The 19,505-nt window shown below is 58.7% G+C and carries 17 protein-coding genes; 6 read left to right on the top strand and 11 right to left on the bottom strand.

Features of this window, described 5'->3' with window-relative positions; all coding sequences use genetic code 11:
* Nucleotides 1-17: 17 nt before the first annotated feature.
* A complete protein-coding gene (locus tag WG78_RS02295) occupies nt 18-761 on the bottom strand; it encodes a dienelactone hydrolase family protein (RefSeq protein ID WP_053936144.1) in 744 nt (247 codons plus the stop codon).
* A 12-nt stretch (nt 762-773) separates the two neighbouring features.
* Here WG78_RS02295 and WG78_RS22285 point away from each other — a divergent pair, with 12 nt between their 5' ends.
* The 3 genes from WG78_RS22285 to WG78_RS02280 are packed head-to-tail and all read left to right on the top strand — an operon-like array spanning nt 774 to nt 3,047.
* Nucleotides 774-1,193, top strand: a complete 420-nt coding sequence (locus WG78_RS22285; protein ID WP_152969023.1) for a hypothetical protein — start codon at nt 774-776, stop codon at nt 1,191-1,193.
* Nucleotides 1,190-1,450: a hypothetical protein gene (locus WG78_RS02285; RefSeq protein ID WP_053936142.1), complete on the top strand. Its 261-nt coding sequence runs from the start codon at nt 1,190-1,192 to the stop codon at nt 1,448-1,450. The genes WG78_RS22285 and WG78_RS02285 overlap by 4 nt, the downstream gene beginning before the upstream one ends.
* Nucleotides 1,437-3,047, top strand: a complete 1,611-nt coding sequence (locus WG78_RS02280; protein WP_053936141.1) for a PepSY-associated TM helix domain-containing protein — start codon at nt 1,437-1,439, stop codon at nt 3,045-3,047. Before WG78_RS02285 ends, WG78_RS02280 begins: the two co-directional genes overlap by 14 nt.
* 68 nt (nt 3,048-3,115) lie before the next feature.
* On the opposite strand, the gene WG78_RS02275 is transcribed toward WG78_RS02280, so the two are convergent.
* The 9 genes from WG78_RS02275 to dnaE all read right to left on the bottom strand — a co-directional run bounded on the left by WG78_RS02275 (nt 3,116) and on the right by dnaE (nt 15,930).
* Entirely contained in the window at nt 3,116-3,715 is a 600-nt protein-coding gene (locus WG78_RS02275; RefSeq protein WP_053936140.1) for a PEP-CTERM sorting domain-containing protein, read from the bottom strand.
* Between the two features lie 192 nt (nt 3,716-3,907).
* Entirely contained in the window at nt 3,908-4,696 is a 789-nt protein-coding gene (gene trpC, locus WG78_RS02270) for an indole-3-glycerol phosphate synthase TrpC (protein ID WP_053936139.1), read from the bottom strand.
* Between the two features lie 2 nt (nt 4,697-4,698).
* The gene (gene trpD, locus WG78_RS02265) at nt 4,699-5,739 is read right to left on the bottom strand and encodes an anthranilate phosphoribosyltransferase (protein WP_053936138.1); all 1,041 of its coding nucleotides are present in this window, start codon (nt 5,737-5,739) and stop codon (nt 4,699-4,701) included.
* Between the two features lie 45 nt (nt 5,740-5,784).
* Nucleotides 5,785-6,354, bottom strand: a complete 570-nt coding sequence (locus WG78_RS02260) for an anthranilate synthase component II (RefSeq protein WP_053936137.1) — start codon at nt 6,352-6,354, stop codon at nt 5,785-5,787.
* A gap of 168 nt (nt 6,355-6,522) precedes the next feature.
* The gene (gene trpE / locus WG78_RS02255) at nt 6,523-7,992 is read right to left on the bottom strand and encodes an anthranilate synthase component I (RefSeq protein WP_053936136.1); all 1,470 of its coding nucleotides are present in this window, start codon (nt 7,990-7,992) and stop codon (nt 6,523-6,525) included.
* A gap of 363 nt (nt 7,993-8,355) precedes the next feature.
* A complete protein-coding gene (gene mltA / locus WG78_RS02250) occupies nt 8,356-9,555 on the bottom strand; it encodes a murein transglycosylase A (protein ID WP_053936135.1) in 1,200 nt (399 codons plus the stop codon).
* Nucleotide 9,556: 1 nt separating this feature from the next.
* Nucleotides 9,557-9,826 (bottom strand): PhaM family polyhydroxyalkanoate granule multifunctional regulatory protein, encoded by a 270-nt coding sequence (locus WG78_RS02245; protein WP_053936134.1) that lies wholly within the window; start codon nt 9,824-9,826, stop codon nt 9,557-9,559.
* 109 nt (nt 9,827-9,935) lie between these two features.
* Nucleotides 9,936-12,230 carry an NADP-dependent malic enzyme gene (locus WG78_RS02240; protein ID WP_053936133.1) on the bottom strand — a complete coding sequence of 765 codons (2,295 nt, stop codon included), beginning with the start codon at nt 12,228-12,230 and terminating at the stop codon, nt 9,936-9,938.
* 253 nt (nt 12,231-12,483) lie between these two features.
* The gene (dnaE, locus tag WG78_RS02235; protein WP_053936199.1) at nt 12,484-15,930 is read right to left on the bottom strand and encodes a DNA polymerase III subunit alpha; all 3,447 of its coding nucleotides are present in this window, start codon (nt 15,928-15,930) and stop codon (nt 12,484-12,486) included.
* A gap of 134 nt (nt 15,931-16,064) precedes the next feature.
* Here dnaE and WG78_RS02230 point away from each other — a divergent pair, with 134 nt between their 5' ends.
* Nucleotides 16,065-16,271, top strand: coding sequence for a YjfB family protein (locus WG78_RS02230; RefSeq protein ID WP_053936132.1), 207 nt, complete (start codon nt 16,065-16,067; stop codon nt 16,269-16,271).
* 111 nt (nt 16,272-16,382) lie between these two features.
* Here WG78_RS02230 and fnr read toward each other — a convergent pair whose 3' ends face one another.
* Nucleotides 16,383-17,129 (bottom strand): fumarate/nitrate reduction transcriptional regulator Fnr, encoded by a 747-nt coding sequence (fnr, locus tag WG78_RS02225; protein WP_053936131.1) that lies wholly within the window; start codon nt 17,127-17,129, stop codon nt 16,383-16,385.
* Nucleotides 17,130-17,311: 182 nt separating this feature from the next.
* Here fnr and hemN point away from each other — a divergent pair, with 182 nt between their 5' ends.
* Entirely contained in the window at nt 17,312-18,733 is a 1,422-nt protein-coding gene (gene hemN, locus WG78_RS02220) for an oxygen-independent coproporphyrinogen III oxidase (protein ID WP_152969021.1), read from the top strand.
* 49 nt (nt 18,734-18,782) lie between these two features.
* The gene (locus tag WG78_RS02215) at nt 18,783-19,463 is read left to right on the top strand and encodes a sulfite exporter TauE/SafE family protein (protein WP_053936129.1); all 681 of its coding nucleotides are present in this window, start codon (nt 18,783-18,785) and stop codon (nt 19,461-19,463) included.
* Nucleotides 19,464-19,505: the final 42 nt, after the last annotated feature.

The raw sequence follows: 19,505 nt of genomic DNA, 5'->3' as shown, positions 1-19,505 counted from the left end.
CTGGCTGGATCAGGGCATCAGCCGATGCGCAGATTACGATCAAACAAATCAAACGCCAGCTGATACCCGATGCTGGCCAGTTGCGCGTCATAGCGGTCGCCTTCATCACGCATAAATGCATGCTGGCCGTTGACTTCGTGCCAGGTAAAGTTGCGTTCGGCTTGCACCAGTCGTTGATAAACCTGCGCGCGGCCCGCGGCGGGGATGTGCGGATCTTGCTTGCCCCACAGCATCAGCAGTTCGCCGCCGATATCGGCCAGACGTTCCATGCTGTGCTGGCCCGGTTGGTTGGGAATTACCTGCGAGTGCAGGTCAGTGGCATAGAAGCAGGCCGTCGCGCGCACTTCCGGTTGCAGTGCGGCGCGGAACGCCAGATGGCCGCCAATGCAGAAACCCATGGCACCCAACTTGCCGTCATACCACGCTTGCTGGCTTAGCCATTCAATCATGGCGCGATTGTCGCTGTCGTAGCCCTGCACATCCTTGGCCATCTTGTCGGCGTTTCCCTTGTCACGGCCCGCGTCGTCATAAGCCAGCACCGTACCGATCGGGTTCAGCTCATGAAACACCTCGGACACCAACACCGCGTAGCCATGGCCCGCCAGAAAACGCGCAGCGCGCTCGATCGGGCCGGTCTGCTGAAAAATCTCGGAATAAAACAGGATGGCGGGCACTTTGCCATCGGTTTTGGGGCGATGCACATAGGTGCGCATGGTGCCGGTAGGGGTTTGCAGATCGACGCTTGCACTCTGGATGATCATGAACGGGCTTCCTTGGCTGACGATGCGCAGCAGCGTAGCGCAAAGCGCGTCAGGCAGCCACCCGGGCGGTCAGACTTCCACACAAAAAAATCAGTTGGTAATGATAACGGTTATCAAATAAACTCGTGCATCTGTAAGCCTTATCAAAAAACAAGAACTGTCGACCGAATGATCAAATTGATTGCACTGGCCCTGACCTGGTCAGGCATGGCGCTGATGTATTTAACTTCGCCCAACCAGCGTCTGCGCAGCGTGCCGCTTCACCGCAGTCATCGCTGGCTGGCTGCCGGATTGTTATTGCCGGCCGCTGCGTTATGGATATGGGCGGAAGGAATCGGCGCGGGCATCTCGGGCTGGTTGGCCTGCGCCATGCTCAGCACCTTATCGCTGCCGGTACTGGCGTTGTTTGCCCGCAAGGGAGCCGCATCATGATGTGGTCGCGCGTCGCCGCCGGGGCGACTTTGGGTCTGACTTTATGTATTGCGCTGATTAGCGCCGTCATGCGCCTGTGGCCCGCACCGTGGCCGTCGTTGCTGGTGCCGGCCGTCGCATTTTTCTTTCCGCTGTGGGTGGCCATCATGATCATCTGCGCCCGGGTGCAGCGCACGCTGCCAGTGTGGGGCGTGCTGCTCGTGTTCAATGCGGTGATTTTTCTGGCTTTGTGGAGTACGCGCCATGCGTTGGTCTGAGATTTCGTCGTTAAGCGGCCTGACATTGCGTCTGTACACCGCGCTGCATTCCTGGACTGGCCTGCTGGCGGGCTTTGCCTTGTTTGTCGCGTTTTATGCCGGTGCGATTACGGTATTCCAGGATGACATCCGCGCCTGGCAAGATCCGAGTACGCGCAACGTGGCACAAGAAACGCCCAAAGACGGCGAACGCCTGTTGGAACGCGTGCTGGTGGCGCATCCCGAAATCAAATCGCGCGTCAGCCTGCAATTGCCGGCTGAGACTGGCGGCGCTTATGTGGCGTGGTGGTACGACCTGAAGAAGAAAGCGTGGTCGAATGCCTCGCTGGCCACGCTGGATGGCCCGGAAGGCGGCACCCGCGCCGATCTCACCAGTTTTGTAAACGCCGTGCATTACTCGCTGGGCATCAGCGCGGGCGGCATTTATTTTATGGGCGTGGTGAGCGTGCTGTACGGGCTGGCCCTGGTGTCGGGGGTGATTATTCATTTGCCGCGGCTGACCAAAGATCTGCTGTCATTGCGGCCCGGCAAGAACCTGAAAAAACTGTGGCAAGACACGCATAATCTGATTGGCATTGTCAGCCTGCCATTCCACCTGATCTTTGCCATTACCGGCGCAGTGTTCTGCCTGTATGCGCTGCTGCTGGCCGGCTTTAATACGCTGGGTTTCGACGGCAAGCTGGAACCCAAGGTCAATATGGCGCTGGACGTGATCGGCGAAGTCCAACCGGCCAATAAAGCCGCGCCGATGCTGCCGCTGGACGTATTGCTCAAGAAGGCCGAAGCACGCGCGCCAGGGTTTGAGCCGACCTCACTCACCATCCTTAATTACGGTGACGCCAATGCTGAAATGGCCGTGCGCGGCGATAGCGATCGATCGTTGGCGCCGTATGGCAATGTCGGCATCCGCATGGCGGATGGAGTGATCACCGACGTGCAAGCCGCGCGCGAACGGGATGCCAACCACGCCACCATGTCGGGCATGTACAGCCTGCATTTCGGCAGCTATGGCGCGTATATGGTCAAGTGGCTGTATTTCATCCTGGGCTTGGGCGGGGCGTTTCTGTTTTATTCCGGCAATCTGCTCTGGGTGGAATCACGCCGCAAAGCGCGGCAAAACCGGCAAACCACATCCAGCTATCGCATGGCGCAAGCCACCGTCGGCATTTGCATCGGTACCTGCATCGGCATCTCGGCCGCGTTTGTGGCCACGCAAGCGGCGCATGCCATGGGCGCGCTGGATATCCCGCATTGGGAGCGCGTCGCGGCGTACTCGACCTTTGCACTGGCAGTGGTCTTCGCCTTTGTGCGGCCGCCCGCTGTGGCGGCGATCATGTTGTTGCGCGTGGCGGGTGTGTTGACGATGCTGATTCCGGTCGCCAATGGCGTGGCGACGGGCGACCATATGTTGCTGACGCCGTGGCACGGCCAGTGGCAGGTGTTTAGTGTCGATGCGATGGGGCTGGTGCTGGGCGCAGGCTTTCTGTGGCTGGCCAAGCTGACGCGACTGCGTTTGCTGCACGGCCAGAGCAATAGCGTATGGGCGATGTCAGCGCCGCCCGCGCGCGAAGAACAGGCCGTGACCAATCCAGCTTGACTCCGGCTTGATCAAAACAAGTGCAAACCCCGCCGCAGCGGGGTTTTGTTTTGGCCGCAGCGCAAGTCTTAAACCACAACCCCCTGGCGCCGCGCCTTGGCGCGAGAGCGGCTGGCAATGCCCACCAAACCGACCAGAGCCAGTACCCAGGTTTCCGGTTCGGGCACCGGGGTCAGTTGGTAATCAATGGCGTCCAGCACCCAGCCGCGCGCAATCTGGCGCGACGGCGTGGCATCAAACACCAGTTGATTGACTACGCCGCTGATACCGCCAGTCCATTTAAAGTCTTCGTACGGATTGATTGACACCTGGCCCACATACTGGCCGTTGTAATAGCCGGTAATGCCCACCCAATCTGCATTCAGTGGATAGCCATCAGAGAAATACCCGGCGATATACGCGCCATTAAAAATAAAACCGAATTGCGAACTGATGCTGCCGCTATAGGTAGCCGGATAATCGGGCGCAGCGCCGACCAACGCTTTGGTGGTGCCATTGGGTAGGGGTGTGGTGCCTCCATCGCCGGAATTCAGCACGCCCAAGCCGGAGATGGTAAGCGTGTTGTAGATCGGGTAGGTGCCGCTGCCGTCGTAGTTGTCAAAAGTCAGGATATCGGCGTGGGCAGAGCCGCTGACGGCCAGTGCGATTGCAATTAGAGTTGGTTTCATGCAAGTCTCCATGTATGGAAATTAATACATAGCCTGACTTGAATATATTGCCATCGCTATTAATGCGCGCAAGATGAGCGGCCAGACCGGCGTGCCGCGCAGGCGCTAGCGAGCTGTAAGCCGCATTGCGGCGAGCAAAAACGAAAAAAGCCTTCCACAGGGAAGGCTTACTTTGCTAGCCAGACGGTCGGCTTAAAAGAACAGCGCCTGCAATGCCGCGCCGGGGTTGTCCGCCCGCATGAAGGTCTCGCCCACCAGGAAGGTATGCACCTGGTTTTGCCGCATCAACACCACATCATCCGGCGTAACGATGCCGCTCTCCGTCACAACCGTGCGGTTGCCGTCGATATCGCGCAGCAAATCGATGGTGGTCTGCAAACTCACTTCAAACGTGCGCAGATTACGGTTGTTGATGCCAATCAGCGGCGTCTTCAGTCGTTGTGCCTGTTCCAGCTCCGCGCCGTTATGCACTTCCACCAATACAGCCATGCCAAGCGCATGCGCGGTGGCTTCCAGGTCTTGCATCTGCGATAGCGTCAGCGCCGCAGCGATCAACAAAATGCAGTCAGCACCCCATGCGCGGGCTTCGAAGACCTGGTATTCGTCGATCATAAAGTCTTTACGCAACGCAGGCAGATCACACGCGGCGCGTGCGGCTTTCAGATAGTCTGCGTGGCCCTGGAAGTACTCGACATCCGTCAGCACCGACAAGCAGGCAGCACCATGCGCGGCGTAGCTGGCGGCAATTGCGGCCGGGTCAAAGTCGGGCCGGATAATGCCTTTGGACGGGCTGGCCTTTTTAACTTCGGCGATCACCCCCGCTTGCTGTTGGGCATGTTTGGCGTGGATTGCGCCAACAAAGTCGCGTACATCACGGTTGCCTTCGGCCTCGGCACGGATGCGGGCGGCCGGAATCAGTTTGCGCGCGGCGGCGACTTCTTCGGCCTTGGTGGCCAGGATCTTGTTAAGAATGTCCGACATGATTACGCCTCGGCCTGAGTAGAAAACTGGTGAGTAAAGGTGACCAGCTGGTCGAGTTTGGCGCGCGCCATGCCGCTTGCAAGCGTTTCGCCCGCCAGCTTGACGCCATCGGCCAGCGTGCTGGTGACATTGGCGGCATAGATGGCGGCGCCCGCATTCAGCTGCACGATGTCGCGGCACGGCCCAGCTTGATTATCGAGCACGGCCAGCACAATGCTGCGCGAATGTTCGGCGCTGTTGGCTTGCAAGTCGACGGGTTGGCAGAAGGCGAATCCCAGCTCGCGCGGATCAAATTCAAATTCGGTGATCTGGCCGTCTTTCAGCTCGGCCACCAGCGTGCGATCACACAGGCTGATTTCATCCAGACCATCTTTGCCATGCACGATCAGTGCGTGTTTGCCGCCCAACTGGCGTAATACGCGCGCCTGAATGCCCACCAGATCGGGGTGGAACACGCCCATCAACTGGTTATCGGCCTGCGCCGGGTTGGTGAGCGGGCCGAGAATATTAAAGATGGTGCGCACACCCATTTCTTTGCGCACGGCGGCCACGTGCTTCATCGAGCTGTGGTGGTTGGGCGCAAACATAAAGCCGGCGCCGACCTCATCAATACAGCGCGCCACCTGGCCCGGCGTTAGATCCAGCCGCAAGCCCAGTTTTTCCAGCACATCAGCGCTGCCACTGCTGGACGACACGGCGCGATTGCCGTGTTTGGCCACACGGGCGCCAGCGGCAGCGGTGACGAACATCGCCGTGGTCGAAATATTAAAGGTGTGGGCTTTGTCGCCCCCGGTGCCGACAATATCGACCAGATGGCTGCGATCTTGCACCGCCACCGGGGTGGCGAATTCACGCATTACAGTGGCGGCAGCGGCAATCTCGGAGACCGATTCGACCTTGGTGCGCAGGCCCATTAGCAGCGCGGCAATCTGTACCGGCGGCATTTCGCCCGACATGATCTGCCGCATCAGATGCAGCATTTCGTCATAGAACAATTCGTTGTTATCAATCAGGCGGTTAAGCGCGGTTTGTACGGTAATCATTTTGTTTTTCCTGGTTGGAGTGGAGGCGACGCGCAGGCAGTGGCGTCAGGCCCACTCACGCAGGAAGTTTTCCAGCATTTGATGACCGTGTTCGGTCAGGATCGATTCGGGGTGAAATTGCACGCCTTCGATCGGCAGCGTTTTGTGGCGCACGCCCATGATTTCGCCGTCGTCGGTCCAGGCGGTTACTTCGAGGCAATCGGGCAGGCTTTCGCGCTCGATAACCAGCGAGTGATAGCGCGTGGCAATAAACGGCGAGGGCAGTTGGTGGAACATGCCCACATCGGTGTGTTCCACCGGCGACGTCTTGCCATGCATCAGCGTTTTGGCGTGGATGATCTTGCCGCCGAAGGCTTCGCCGATGGCTTGATGACCCAGGCACACGCCCATGATCGGTTTCTTGCCGGCAAAGTGTTTGATGGCGTCGATTGAAATACCGGCTTCATGCGGAAAACACGGGCCGGGTGACACGACGATGTATTGCGGGTCGAGTTCTTCGATTTGCGCAAGGCTGATTTCGTCGTTGCGGTGCACCACAACGTCTTGTTTCAGCTCGCCAAAGTATTGCACCAGGTTGTAAGTAAAAGAGTCGTAGTTGTCGATCATCAGCAGCATGGCTGGTCACCTTTCTAGCAAATTCCGGAACGGGCAGTCGTAGGGGTCGACCGCGAGCAAGTGCCACATCGCGGCGCGATGCGGCAAGGCACAATCAGGCGCAGGCCCGCCATCGCGGCGCGGGCACGCGCGATGGGTGGGTTGGGGCCGCCGCCGCAAATTGCCGCATCATGCGTCCAGCCCGCGTTGCACCAACTCGGCGGCGCGCAGCACGGCGCGGGCCTTGTTCAGCGTTTCTTGCCATTCGCTCTCAGGCACCGAATCGGCCACGATGCCTGCCCCAGCCTGCATATACAGCGTGTCGTTCTTGACGACGGCGGTACGCAGCGCAATGGCCACATCCATATCGCCATTAAAGCCGAGATAACCGACCGCACCGGCGTAGATGCCGCGCTTGCTCGGTTCTAGTTCGTCGATGATCTCCATCGCCCGCACCTTGGGCGCGCCCGATACCGTGCCAGCCGGGAAGGTAGCTTTCAGCACATCGATGGCGCTCAGGCCAGGTTTGAGCTTGCCTTCGACGCTGGATACGATATGCATCACGTGCGAATAACGTTCGATGGTCATGCGATCTTGCACTTTCACGCTGCCGGTTTGCGCCACGCGGCCGGTGTCGTTACGGCCCAGATCCATCAGCATGACGTGTTCAGCAATTTCCTTGGGGTCGGCCAGCAATTCTTCGGCCAGCGCCACATCTTCTTCACGCGTTTTGCCGCGCGGACGGGTGCCGGCAATCGGGCGCACGGTAATGGTTTCGCCCTCAAGGCGCACCAGAATCTCGGGCGACGCGCCGACGATATGCATATCGTCGAAGTGATAGAAAAACATATACGGCGACGGGTTCAGCGAACGCAGTGCACGGTACAAGGACAGCGGCGATTCGTTAAAGGGCAGTTGCATGCGCTGCGACAGCACCACCTGCATCACATCGCCATCTTTGATGTAATCCTTGGCTTTGAGTACGGCGTCTTTAAACGCACTTTCGCCAAATTCAGAATTGGGCGTGGTCACGCGTTCGGCCGGGCCTTGCAGCGGCATCGGCGCGGGTTCGCGCAACTTCATGCGCAGTTCCCACAAGCGCGCTTGGGCTTTCTCGTACGCTTCAGATTGGGCCGGGTCGGCGTAGACCACCAGCAACAGCTTGCCCGACAGGTTGTCGACCACGGCCAGTTCTTCGGACAGCAGCAACTGGATATCAGGCGCGCCAATCACGTCGGGCTTTTCGACATGCGCCAGTTTGCGTTCGATAAAGCGGATGGTTTCATAACCAAAATAACCAACCAGGCCACCCATAAAGCGCGGCATGCCGGTAGGGACGGCGGCTTTAAAGCGGCCCTGATAGCTATGAATAAAATCGAGCGGGTTGCCGTCGTGTTGTTCGACAACCTTGCCGTTATGGATGACGTCCACGTGTTCGCCTGTGACGGTAAGGCGAGTGCGGGCGGGCAGGCCGATAAATGAATAGCGGCCAAAACGTTCGCCGCCGACTACTGATTCCAGCAGATAGGAATACGGCTTGTTGGCCAGCTTCAGATACACCGACAGCGGGGTATCGAGATCGGCAAACAGTTCGAGAACGACGGGAATACGGTTGTAGCCTTGCGCAGCGAGCGCTGCAAACTGGTCACGCGTGAGCATGATGCAACTCCGAACGAATCAATGGGATGAACAATGCAATGGGCTTGCGGCCGGGTTCACCAGCGTCGCCATCGCCATTCGAGCCAGATTTCGTTGGAGTGAAATGCCATTTTGAAAGGAGGGTGCGTGAGCAGTTGGAAAAGTGGCGTCAATCTTGCCCAAGGCGGACGCGACGGTCAAGCTGGCCGCGCCTTTTGATGCCTTTGAGCGCATTTCAAATCGCCGCGCGCTCAACGGGCGCGCGGCGCGAGTGCGCTGTCGGAGGGAGTTTGTCGCCGGATACAGGACGGCGTACTTTTCGATGCAGCACGACTACTTTAGAGCAGCGCACATCTGGCGGCCGACCCATGCAACAACGGACCCTCAATTAACCGAAGGTGCCAGCGGCAACGCCGCTCCCTTGGGCCACAACAACCAGATCTTGCCGCTCTGTTTGGTCTTGCCCGCGACTTCCCCTGCCGCGTCGCCGGTGCCCCAGAACAAATCCGCGCGCACATTGCCATTGATGGCGCCACCGGTATCCTGCGCCGCCATCGGCCCTTGCAGCGCCGCACCGGTATCCGGCCGCGTCGTCGCCAGCCACAACATACTGCCCAGCGGCACCGCCTTCGGATCGATCGCCACCGAATAGCCTGCGGTTAACGGCACCGCCAGCGCGCCTTGCGGGCCTTCATTGGCGGGCGGCAGCGTCCGGAAAAACACATAGCTAGGATTGCTGCCCAACATCTGGTTGATGCGATCCGGGTGCTGCTGCGCCCAGCCACGGATCGCCTGCATGCTAACCTCGCCGGACTTCAGCTCTTTCTGTTCAATCAGCCAGCGACCGATGGGCTTGAACGGGCGGCCATTCTGGTCGGCATAGGCCAGACGCAACTGGCTGCCATCGGCCAGCCGCACGCGCCCCGAACCCTGGATTTGCAGAAACTGTAAATCCATCGGATTTTCCAGCCATGCCAATACCGGCGCGGTGTTCAGACCGCTCGCACCGATGGCGGCGGCATCAGGATATGCCACCAGCTTTTTGCCCTGCAGGCGGCCGCGCAGCCGCTTGCCTTTCAGCTCGGGGTACACGTCGTCCAGCTGCACCGTGATCAGATCATCGGGCACCGCATACACCGGCACCACGGCTTTGGCGGTGCGCGTCAGGCTGCCTGGATAGATGGGTTCGTAATAACCGGTAATCAAACCGTTCTGGCTGCCGTCGGGGTTTTGCAGGGCATACGGTTGTAGATTGGCCTGCATAAAGGCGCGCACGCTGACGGCATCCAGGCTGACCTCGGCCGCAGCTTTGCACGGCGCGGACCAGACTTCATTGCGGGCCAGCTTGCTGCAACCATTGCGCCAGGCTGCAAAGCCATTGACCAGATCGGCGTCGCTGGCGGCGGGCAAATCGGTCCAGTTGCCGGGCTGGTAGGTTAACGGCGCGGGTTTGGTGGGCTCGGTCGGCGTGGGCGTGGGCGTCGGTGGAGTGGCAGGCGGCGTGGCGCAACCCGCCAGAATCAATAGTCCAGCCAGCGCAACAATGCACCAGCCGGGCAGGGACTTCGTTAATACAGCAGGCAAATCAACGCCCTCCGGAAGATGGGTTAGGATCAAGCCCCTGACGCATCGCGGCCAGCCCGGCTTTCTGCATTTCCAGCGTCTTGCGCGTCATTTGCAGCATGCCCAGTTGCATGGTCATCCATTGCTCCACCACTTGCAGCTCGGCCAGCTTTTGCTCGATCTCTTCTTCTTTCAGCGGGGGCAGAAACGGGTTGGGCGTGGTCGGGGCCGCGCCGGGGTTCAGAAACTGGCTAAAAAAGCCGAATGGATCGGCCGGATTGAATTCGCTCATGGTTTGTCGTCTCCTCGCTGCGTCTGCGCCGCATGCTACACGCTACGCTTCAAAAAAAACGGCGCGAGTCCGGTTGAGCGGATCGCGCCGTGTTTCGTTCCCGCCGGGTTTAACGCACTTGCGGTGTGGCCAGTTCGTGCTTGGCAGCCTCGACGGCGGCCAGCGCAGTCATGTTCACCAGACGGCGCACCGATGCCGTCGGCGTCAGGATGTGGGCCGGTGCTGCAATACCCAGCAGGATCGGGCCCACCGTTACGCCTTCGCCCGCGGTCATCTTCAGCAGGTTAAACGAGATATTGGCGGCATCCAGGTTAGGCATGATCAGCACATTGGCTTCGCCTTTCAGCTGCGACTGCGGGAACACGCGATTACGAACCTCGCCCGACAATGCGGCGTCGCCATGCATTTCGCCTTCAATTTCCAGATCGGGCGCACGTTCACGCACCAAGGTCAGCGTTTGCTGCATCTTGTGCGCTGACGGTGAGTCCACCGAGCCAAAGCTGCTGTGCGACAACAGCGCCACCTTTGGCACGATGCCAAAGTTGCGCACGGCCTCGGCGGCCATCAGAGTGATATCGGCCAGCTGTTCAGCGGTCGGATCCTGGTTGACGTAGGTATCGGCGATAAAGATGTTGCCGGTGGGCAGCAGCAGCGCGTTCATCGCGGCGGTGGTGGCTTTGCCCTGGCTGGGACACAGCACGTTCTGCACATACCAGTGGTGCATGTGATAACGGCCTTGCGTGCCGCAGATCATGGCGTCCGCATCGCCACGCTTGACCATCAGCGCGCCAATCAGCGTGGGCTTGCTGCGTACTTCCAGTTGCGCTTGTTCTTCCGATACGCCTTTGCGCATCATCAGTTGGTGGTATTGCGTCCAGTAATCGCGATAACGCGGATCGCTATCCTGGTTGCAAATCTCGAAATCACGGCCTTCCACCATACGCAGGCCGAGCTGCTCGATGCGCTTGAGGATGATTTGCGGACGGCCGATCAGAATCGGGCGCGCCAGCTTCATATCCACCACTTCTTGCGCGGCGTGCAGCACGCGCTGGTCTTCGCCTTCGCAATACGCCACGCGCTTGCTGGCCTTGCGCGCGGCGTTGAATACCGGGCGCATGAACAAGTTGGATTTGTAGACGAACTGGGTCAGCTCTTCCACGTAATTGGGGATGTCGGTGATCGGGCGGCTGGCCACGCCGGTATCCATGGCGGCCTGCGCCACAGCCGGGGCAATCTTGATAATCAGGCGCGGATCAAACGGCTTGGGAATCAGATAATCCGGGCCAAAATGCAGGTCTTCGTTGGCATAAGCTTCCGCTACCACATCGGATTGCTCGGCGTGCGCCAGATCGGCAATCGCGTGCACGGCAGCCAGCTTCATCTCTTCGTTGATGGTGGTGGCGCCGACATCCAGCGCGCCGCGGAAGATAAACGGGAAGCACAGTACGTTATTAACCTGGTTCGGATAGTCCGAGCGGCCGGTACACACAATCGCATCCGGGCGGATGGCGTGAGCGTCGGGCGGGGTGATTTCCGGGTCGGGATTGGCCAGCGCCAGAATCAGCGGCTGGCGCGCCATGCGCTTGATCATGTCTTGCGACACCGCGCCCGGGCCAGACAAGCCGAGGAAAATATCCACCTGGTCCATGGCGTCGCCCACGCTGCGATGCGGTGTGTCGCGCGCGTAACGGGCCTTGGTGGGGTCCATTTTTTCGTCACGGCCTTGCCAGATCACCCCTTTGGAATCGCACACCAGGATGTTTTCGCGGCGCATGCCCAGCGAGACCAGCAAATCCAGACACGCAATCGCTGCAGCGCCCGCGCCGGAACACACCAGCGTTACTTCCTCGATTTTCTTGCTAACCAGACGCAGGCCGTTTTTGACCGCGGCGCCCACGATGATGGCGGTGCCGTGCTGGTCATCATGGAACACCGGAATCTTCATGCGTTCGCGTAGTTTGCTTTCGACTACAAAGCATTCCGGTGCCTTGATGTCTTCAAGGTTGATGCCGCCAAACGTAGGTTCGAGTGCGGCGATGACTTCAACCAGCTTGTCCGGGTCGTTTTCATTGATTTCGATATCGAACACGTCGATACCGGCAAACTTTTTAAACAGCACGCCTTTGCCTTCCATTACCGGCTTACCGGCAAGGGGGCCAATATTGCCCAGGCCCAGCACGGCGGTGCCGTTGGTGACCACGGCCACCAGATTGCCGCGGGCAGTCATATTGCGCGCTTCGGCCGGGTCTTCGACGATGGCCATACATGCCGCCGCCACGCCGGGCGAATAAGCCAGCGCCAGATCCCGCTGGCTGGCCAGACCTTTGGTGGGCATGACCTGGATCTTGCCGGGGCGGGGCCAGCGGTGATAATCGAGGGCTTGTTTTTTCAGTTCTTCATCCATGTCTGGCTCCGACGGATTGCGTGAGATGGTTGTATTTGTGCTGAATGCTGGACGCGCGGCGTGGCCAATACAAGCCAGGGTTTTGCCGAATAGGGAAACCGGTGTAGCCAGCGTTTATTTCGGCGTGTAAGGCGCGCCGGAATGGCAGGTTTGCGTGGATGATGGCGGCGTCCATTTGGTGCATCGATTTAAAAAACTGAGTCTTTGATCGCAAAACGAAAAGGGGACGCGCGTCCCCTTTTTGTGCTTTGGTTTACTGGAAACGCACCGAAACCGCATCGTTGCCCAGCCATGTTTTGAGCTTGTCGACCAACTCGTCATGCAAGGTAACTTGCCAACTGCGGCCCAGCTCCAGTTTGCAGCGCGCGTTGGCGTTGTGATATTCGATTTCCACCGGGCATTGGCCGCCCGAGTGAGTATCGAGCACTTGCTGCAAACGCGCTGCATCGGCATTGCCGTTGAACTTGAGCGTCAGCGCGCGGGCAAACTGGCTGCGCGCCTCGGCGATATCCATCACGCCATCGGCAATCACGCGCAAACCGCCCGAAAAGCGGTCTTCGCTGATCTTGCCGGCAATCACCAGCAGGGCGTCTTCAGTGAACTTGGTGCGGTTGGCCTCGTACACCTCGGAATACACGGTCACATCCTGCTTGGCCCAGCCGTCATCCAACGTCACAAACGCCATGCGACCGCGATCACCATTTTTGACGCGCACGCCGATCACGATCCCGGCAATAAATTGCGTGTCTTTGGTGCGCGTAGGCTGCAAGCGATCCAGCCGTGTTTTGATAAATGATTTGACGTCCTTGGCATAAGCATCAAACGGGTGGCCCGATAGATAGAAGCCAATCGCAGGCTTTTCTTCGGCCAGCCGCGTTTTGTCATCCCATGCGGGCGCGGTAATCCATTCCACGGTGGGCGCAGCCGACGGCTCGAACACATCAAACAGGCTGCCCTGATTGGCATTGGCGGCCGCGTGTTCGGCCAGGCTCATCGCTTGTTCGACGTTGGCGAGCAGTTGTGCGCGGTTGGGTTCCAGCGCGTCGAATGCGCCGCCGCGGATCAAGGCCTCGATCACGCGTTTGTTGACTTCCTTCTTGTCGGTACGCATGCAGAAGTCATACAGGTCTTTAAACGGACCGTTCTCGGTGCGCTCAGCCACAATCATATTGACCGCGCCTTCACCCACGCCCTTGATCGCGCCCAAAGCGTAGCGAATCTGCTTTTTGCCCACTGGAACAAAGCGATAGACGCTGGCATTAACGTCAGGCGGCAGGATTTCGAGTTTGTTTTTCTCGACGCAATCGTCGTAAAACACCTTGAGCTGGTCGGTGTTATCCAGTTCCGAACTCATGGTGGCGGCCATAAATGCAGCGGTGTGATGCGCCTTTAGCCAGGCCGTGTGATACGAGACAACGGCGTAAGCAGCCGTGTGCGATTTGTTGAAGCCGTACTCGGCAAACTTGGTCATCAAATCGAACAGATGCTCGGCCAGCTGCGGGTCGTAGCCTTTTTTGGCGGCGCCTTCCGCGATGGTAACGCGGTGCTTGGCCATTTCTTCGGGCTTTTTCTTGCCCATGGCCCGGCGCAGCATATCCGCGCCACCGAGCGTATAGCCGCCGATAATCTGCGAAATCTGCATCACCTGCTCTTGATACACGATCACGCCGTAAGTGGGCTCCAGGCACGCTTCCAGATCGGGGTGGAAGTAGTCCGGCTGCTCCAGACCTTTTTTACGGTTGATAAACGTGTCGACCATGCCCGAGCCCAACGGGCCCGGCCGATACAGCGCAAGCACAGCGATGATGTCTTCAAAACGGTCGGGCTGCAGTTTTTCCAGCAGCCGTTTCATACCGTCCGACTCCACCTGGAATACCGCAGTGGTGTTGGCGTCGCGGAAAACCTGATACGCCGCCTGATCGCCAAAGCCCAGGCTCATCAAATCCAGATATTCGCCGGTTTGCTGTTTGATGTACTGCAGCGCCAACTCGATAATCGTCAAGTTGCGCAGGCCCAAAAAGTCGAATTTGACCAGGCCGACTTGCTCGACGTCGTCTTTATCCAGCATAGAGACGGGCGAAGAATCGGCGCCTCCCGCCTGGTACACCGGGCAGAAATCGGTGATCTGGCCCGGCGCAATCAATACGCCACCCGCGTGCATGCCGATATTGCGCGTCAAGCCCTCCAGCTTTTTGGCCAGAATCCACAGCTCGGACACTTCTTCTTCGTTTTTAACGCGCTCGGCCAGCTCGGGCACCATCTCGACCGCGTCATCCAGGCTGTATTGCTTGCCTGGTGCGGCCGGAATCAGCTTGGACAGGCCGTCGCAGAACATATACGGCAGATCGAGCACGCGGCCGACGTCGCGCACTACGGCCTTGGCGGCCATCGTACCGAACGTGGCAATCTGGCTGACGGCCTCTGCGCCATATTTGCCGCGCACGTATTCGATGACGCGCCAGCGGTTATCCTGGCAAAAGTCGATATCGAAGTCGGGCATCGAAACGCGTTCGGGGTTAAGAAACCGCTCGAACAGCAGCGCGTAAGCCGTTGGATCGATGTCAGTAATGCCCAGCGAATAGGCGACCAGCGAGCCAGCGCCAGAACCCCGGCCGGGCCCAACCGGGCAGCCGTTGTGTTTGGCCCAGACGATAAAGTCCGCCACGATCAAGAAGTAGCCGGGAAAGCCCATCTGGATGATGGTGTCCGTCTCGAACTTGAGCCGATCCTGATAGCGCGGACGCTCGGCATCGCGTTGGGCGGCGTCCGGGTAGAGCGCGACGAGACGTTGCTCCAGGCCTTCTTTGGCCTGATGCACCAGAAAATCGTCCAGCGTCATGCCGTCGGGAGTGGGGAACAGCGGCAAGAAGTTTTTGCCCAGCACAATCTGCAAATTACAGCGCTGTGCAATGCCAACCGTATTGGCCAGCGCTTCAGGCACATCTTCAAACAGTTGCGCCATCTGTTCCGGCGTCTTGAAATACTGTTCTTCGGTAAACAGACGCGGACGACGTTTGTCGTTGACCACATAACCTTCGGCAATGCAGGTGCGCGCTTCGTGCGCCTTGAAATCATCCTGATCCATAAACTGGATCGGATGCGTGGCGACGACGGGCAAATCAAGTTCGACCGCCAAGTCGAGATGGCCCTGCACCGACGGCTCGCATTCGGGCTTACCGGTGCGTTGCAGTTCCAGGTAAAAGGCGCCGGCAAAGCGGCGCTGCCACCATTGCGCCAGTAACTTTGCTTGCTCGTAATTGCCGTTGAGCAAAGCCACACCCACTTCGCCCATGTGTGCGCCCGACAGGCAGATCAGACCGCTGTTGTCGCCGCTATCCAACCATTCCTTGCGCACTTCGGCCTTGCCGCGGCTCTGGTTTTCAAGGAAGGCGCGGGTTAACAATTCGCACAAACGGCCATAGCCATTACGATCTTTGGCGATCAACTGCACGCGGAATGGCTTGTTGAGGTCCTCGTCGTTTTCGATCCAGACATCAACGCCGGCAATGGGCTTCAGACCCGCGCTGCGGCAGGCTTTGTAATGTTTGACCAAGCCAAACAGGTTGCTGAGATCGGCAATCCCGAGCGCGGGCATGCCCAGCGCTTTGGCGCGGGCCACCGCGTCATCGATGCGCACGATGCCATCGGTGACAGAAAATTCGGAGTGAAAGCGGAGATGGATAAAGGCGGGCGTATTCATGCGGCGCATTTTACCACTGGCGGCGGGTACTGTTGGCACTGCACTTCAACCTCTGTGTACGCCCCTTTGTCGTCAAGCACTTGCGGCTGTTTGCCAAGACATTTACTGTTACAGACTCATTTGGGAGACCTCTTATGGATTTGTCCTCCGCGGTTAGTTCTGCAGCCAGCGCCGCAAGCGATGCGCCGTCGCAGACCTTGCGCGAATCGGTCAGCACCAATGTGCTGCGCAAAGCGCTTGATTTGCAGCAACAAGGCGCGGTCAGCCTGCTGCAATCCATTCCGCAGCCGCAGTACAACAATCCGTCCAATCTGGGCAATTCGGTCGATACCAAGGCCTGAGTCCGGCGACATTCGCGCGGGTTACCCCAGAAACAACAACGCCCCGTCAGCACGGGGCGTTTTGCTTTGCGGCGCGGGACGAGGGCCAACCGCCCGGGCTGTCCGGCAGGCCTAGTCGCGTACGCAGCTCGACACCAATTGGCGCAAGCCGGCTTCATCAGTCAGATTGATCAGGCGGTTTTGCACCTTCACCAATCCTTGTTCCTGAAAGCGCGACAAGGTGCGACTGACGGTTTCCAGTTTCAGCCCCAGATAGCTACCGATCTCTTCCCGGGTCATGCGTAAATGAAAGCTGCTGTGCGAATAGCCGCGCTGTTCAAAACGCTCCGACAGATTTAGCAGGAAAGCCGCGATGCGTTCTTCCGCCTTCATATTGCCTAGCAACAGCATCACGCCATGGTCGCGCACAATTTCGCGACTCATCATCCGATACAAATGGTGCTGCAACGCGGGGATGCGCCGCGCAAGGCTTTCGAAATCATCAAACGGCAATTCACAGATTTCCCCGTCTTCCAATGCCACTGCATCGCAGGTGTGGCGCGTGGTGCTGATCGCATCCAGCCCCATTAGCTCGCCATTCATATGAAAGCCGGTGACCTGCTCGCGCCCGTCTTCCGAAATCACGCTGGTCTTGAAGAAACCCAACCGTACCGCGTAGATGGAATGAAAACGCTGGCCCGCCCGATACAGATATTCCCCACGACGAATCGGGCGACCCTGAGTGACCAATTGGTCAACTTGTTTCATCTCGTCGCGCGAAAGTCCGACGGGCAGGCATAGTTCGCGCAGACTGCAATTAGAGCAGGCGTGGCGGATCTGCTTGAGGCTGGCGTCACGAATTTTGATGGGGGCGAGCATAAGTGCCTTCGTCGATGAGGTTCGGTTAGCGGTCGGGTCGAAGTAGGACTAGACCCTACATGGCATTCTGCCGCGACTTACGAACATTCAACAGTGAACAATTGGCAATTGTTGATTTAGATCAAAAAAATTCTGGTTTGATCCTGACACAATCGCTTGCTTATGCAAGGTGGATGAGACAAATGGAATCGCAGGCCTGTACGTCGCGCGTGGAATTCGACCGCGCGCTGATCGAAAAATACGATGGTCATGGGCCGCGCTACACGTCATACCCCACCGCAGACCGCTTTGGACCCATTAGCGCGGCAGAGGGCGCTGATCTGCTGGCGCGCGCGGCGCTCGAGCTGGCGAGCCGTGCAGGGCGGCCGGCATCGCTGTATATCCACGTGCCGTTTTGCGACACGGTCTGTTTTTATTGCGGCTGTAACAAGGTGGCCACCAAGGATCGCAGCCGGGCGGCCATCTATATCGAATACCTGCGCAAAGAGATTGAATTGCAGGCCGCCATTTTGCCTCAGAAGCCGCGCGTCAGCCAGATTCATTTCGGCGGCGGCACGCCCACCTTTCTGTCCGATGCGCAAATTACCGAAGTGATGAATATCCTGCGCACGCATTTTGATTTGCAGGATGACGGCGAGTTTTCAATTGAGCTGGATCCGCGAGAACTGACGGCCGCACGTGTACAACATCTGGCGCACGAGGGCTTTAACCGCATGAGCGTGGGCGTGCAGGATCTGGACCCGATCGTGCAAAAAGCCGTCAATCGCGTGCAAAGCGAAGACATCACCCGCATGGTCATCGACGCGGGCCGTCAGGCCGGTTTTAGTTCGGTCAGCATCGATCTGATCTATGGTTTGCCCCATCAAACCGTCGCCAGCGTAACGCGTACATTGCAGCGTGTACTGACACTGCGGCCTGACCGGATCGCACTCTACAATTACGCACATTTGCCCGAACGCTTTATGCCGCAACGGCGTATTGATGGTGCGGCGCTGCCGCCTGCCGCGGCCAAACTCGACATTCTGGATGCCGCCATCCATCTGCTGACCAACGCGGGCTACGTCTATATCGGCATGGATCACTTTGCGCTGCCCGAAGACGACCTGGCGCGAGCCCAGCAAAATGGCACCTTGCAGCGCAACTTTCAGGGTTATTCCACTTATGCCGACTGTGATCTGTTTGCCTTCGGCGTCTCCGCTATCGGCAAGCCGGCGCAGGGCTTTGTGCAGAATGAAAAATCGCTGGAAGCGTATTACGCAAAACTCGACGCAGGCGTGCTGCCCATCGTCCGTGGCTACACCCTCACGTACGACGACCAGGTGCGGCGCGATGCGATCCAGCAACTGATGTGTCAATTCAGCCTGGACGTCAACGCGTTCGAGCAAAAATGGCAGATTGATTTTGCCGATTATTTTGCCGCCGAGCTGATGGCGTTGCTGCCGCTCGCCGAAGATGGCCTGCTGAATATCTCGGCATTGCCGTTACCCAAAGGCAGCCTGCAGGTCAGCGCCAAAGGTCGCATGCTGATCCGTTCGATTGCGATGGTATTTGATCGTCACCTGCAACTGGGGCGCAGCCAGGCCAGATATTCCCGCCTGGTTTGAGGTAAAGTGCGCGGCACTGACGCCGCGGAGCGTATTACCCAAGGGCCTGATGTTGCACAACCTTGATCTATTTGCGTATTTCCTGGCGGGCTTGCTGGGCGGCGGCCATTGCTTTGGCATGTGCGGCGGCATCGTGACCGCCTTTAGCCTGCAACTGCCGCCCGGGCCGCGCCTCAAGTATTACCTCGGCTTTAACTTCGGCCGCATCGCTGGCTATGCCTTGATTGGCGTGCTGGCCGGCGCGCTCGGTTCCATTCCTGCGTTGATCTCATTACAAGGGCTGAAAACGGCCCTGTTTGTATTGGCTAATCTGTTATTGATCGGCATGGGCCTGTATATGGCTGGCTGGTCGACCTGGGTGGCGCGTCTGGAGATGGCCGGGCGGCCCGTCTGGCGCAAGGTGCAACCGCTGCTGGCGCGTCTGCTGCCGGTCAGACATTGGTATCAGACGCCTTTGATCGGCGCGTTGTGGGGGTGGCTACCCTGTGGCTTGGTCTACACTGCCAGTCTGGGTGCCTTGGCCAGCGGCAGCCCGGGCCGCGGTGCATTAACCATGTTGGTGTTTGGCCTGGGTACATTGCCCAATCTGCTATTGATCGGCTTTGCCGCGAGCGCCACAGGCTCCTTACTTAGAAAGCAATTTGTCAGGCGTGCGGCAGGAATATTGCTAATCCTGTTTGCGCTCTATCAACTAATACAGGGGCTGGGCTTCAATCAGACATTCATTTGAAAGCCCTGTTCAGCAATGCAGGGTTGTTCTAAACTCTGTCAG

This window comes from Amantichitinum ursilacus (genome assembly GCF_001294205.1).
GTDB classification, from domain to species: Bacteria; Pseudomonadota; Gammaproteobacteria; order Burkholderiales; family Chitinibacteraceae; genus Amantichitinum; species Amantichitinum ursilacus.
Note: the sequence above shows the minus strand (reverse complement) of the source record. Positions and strands in the feature narration are given on the sequence as shown.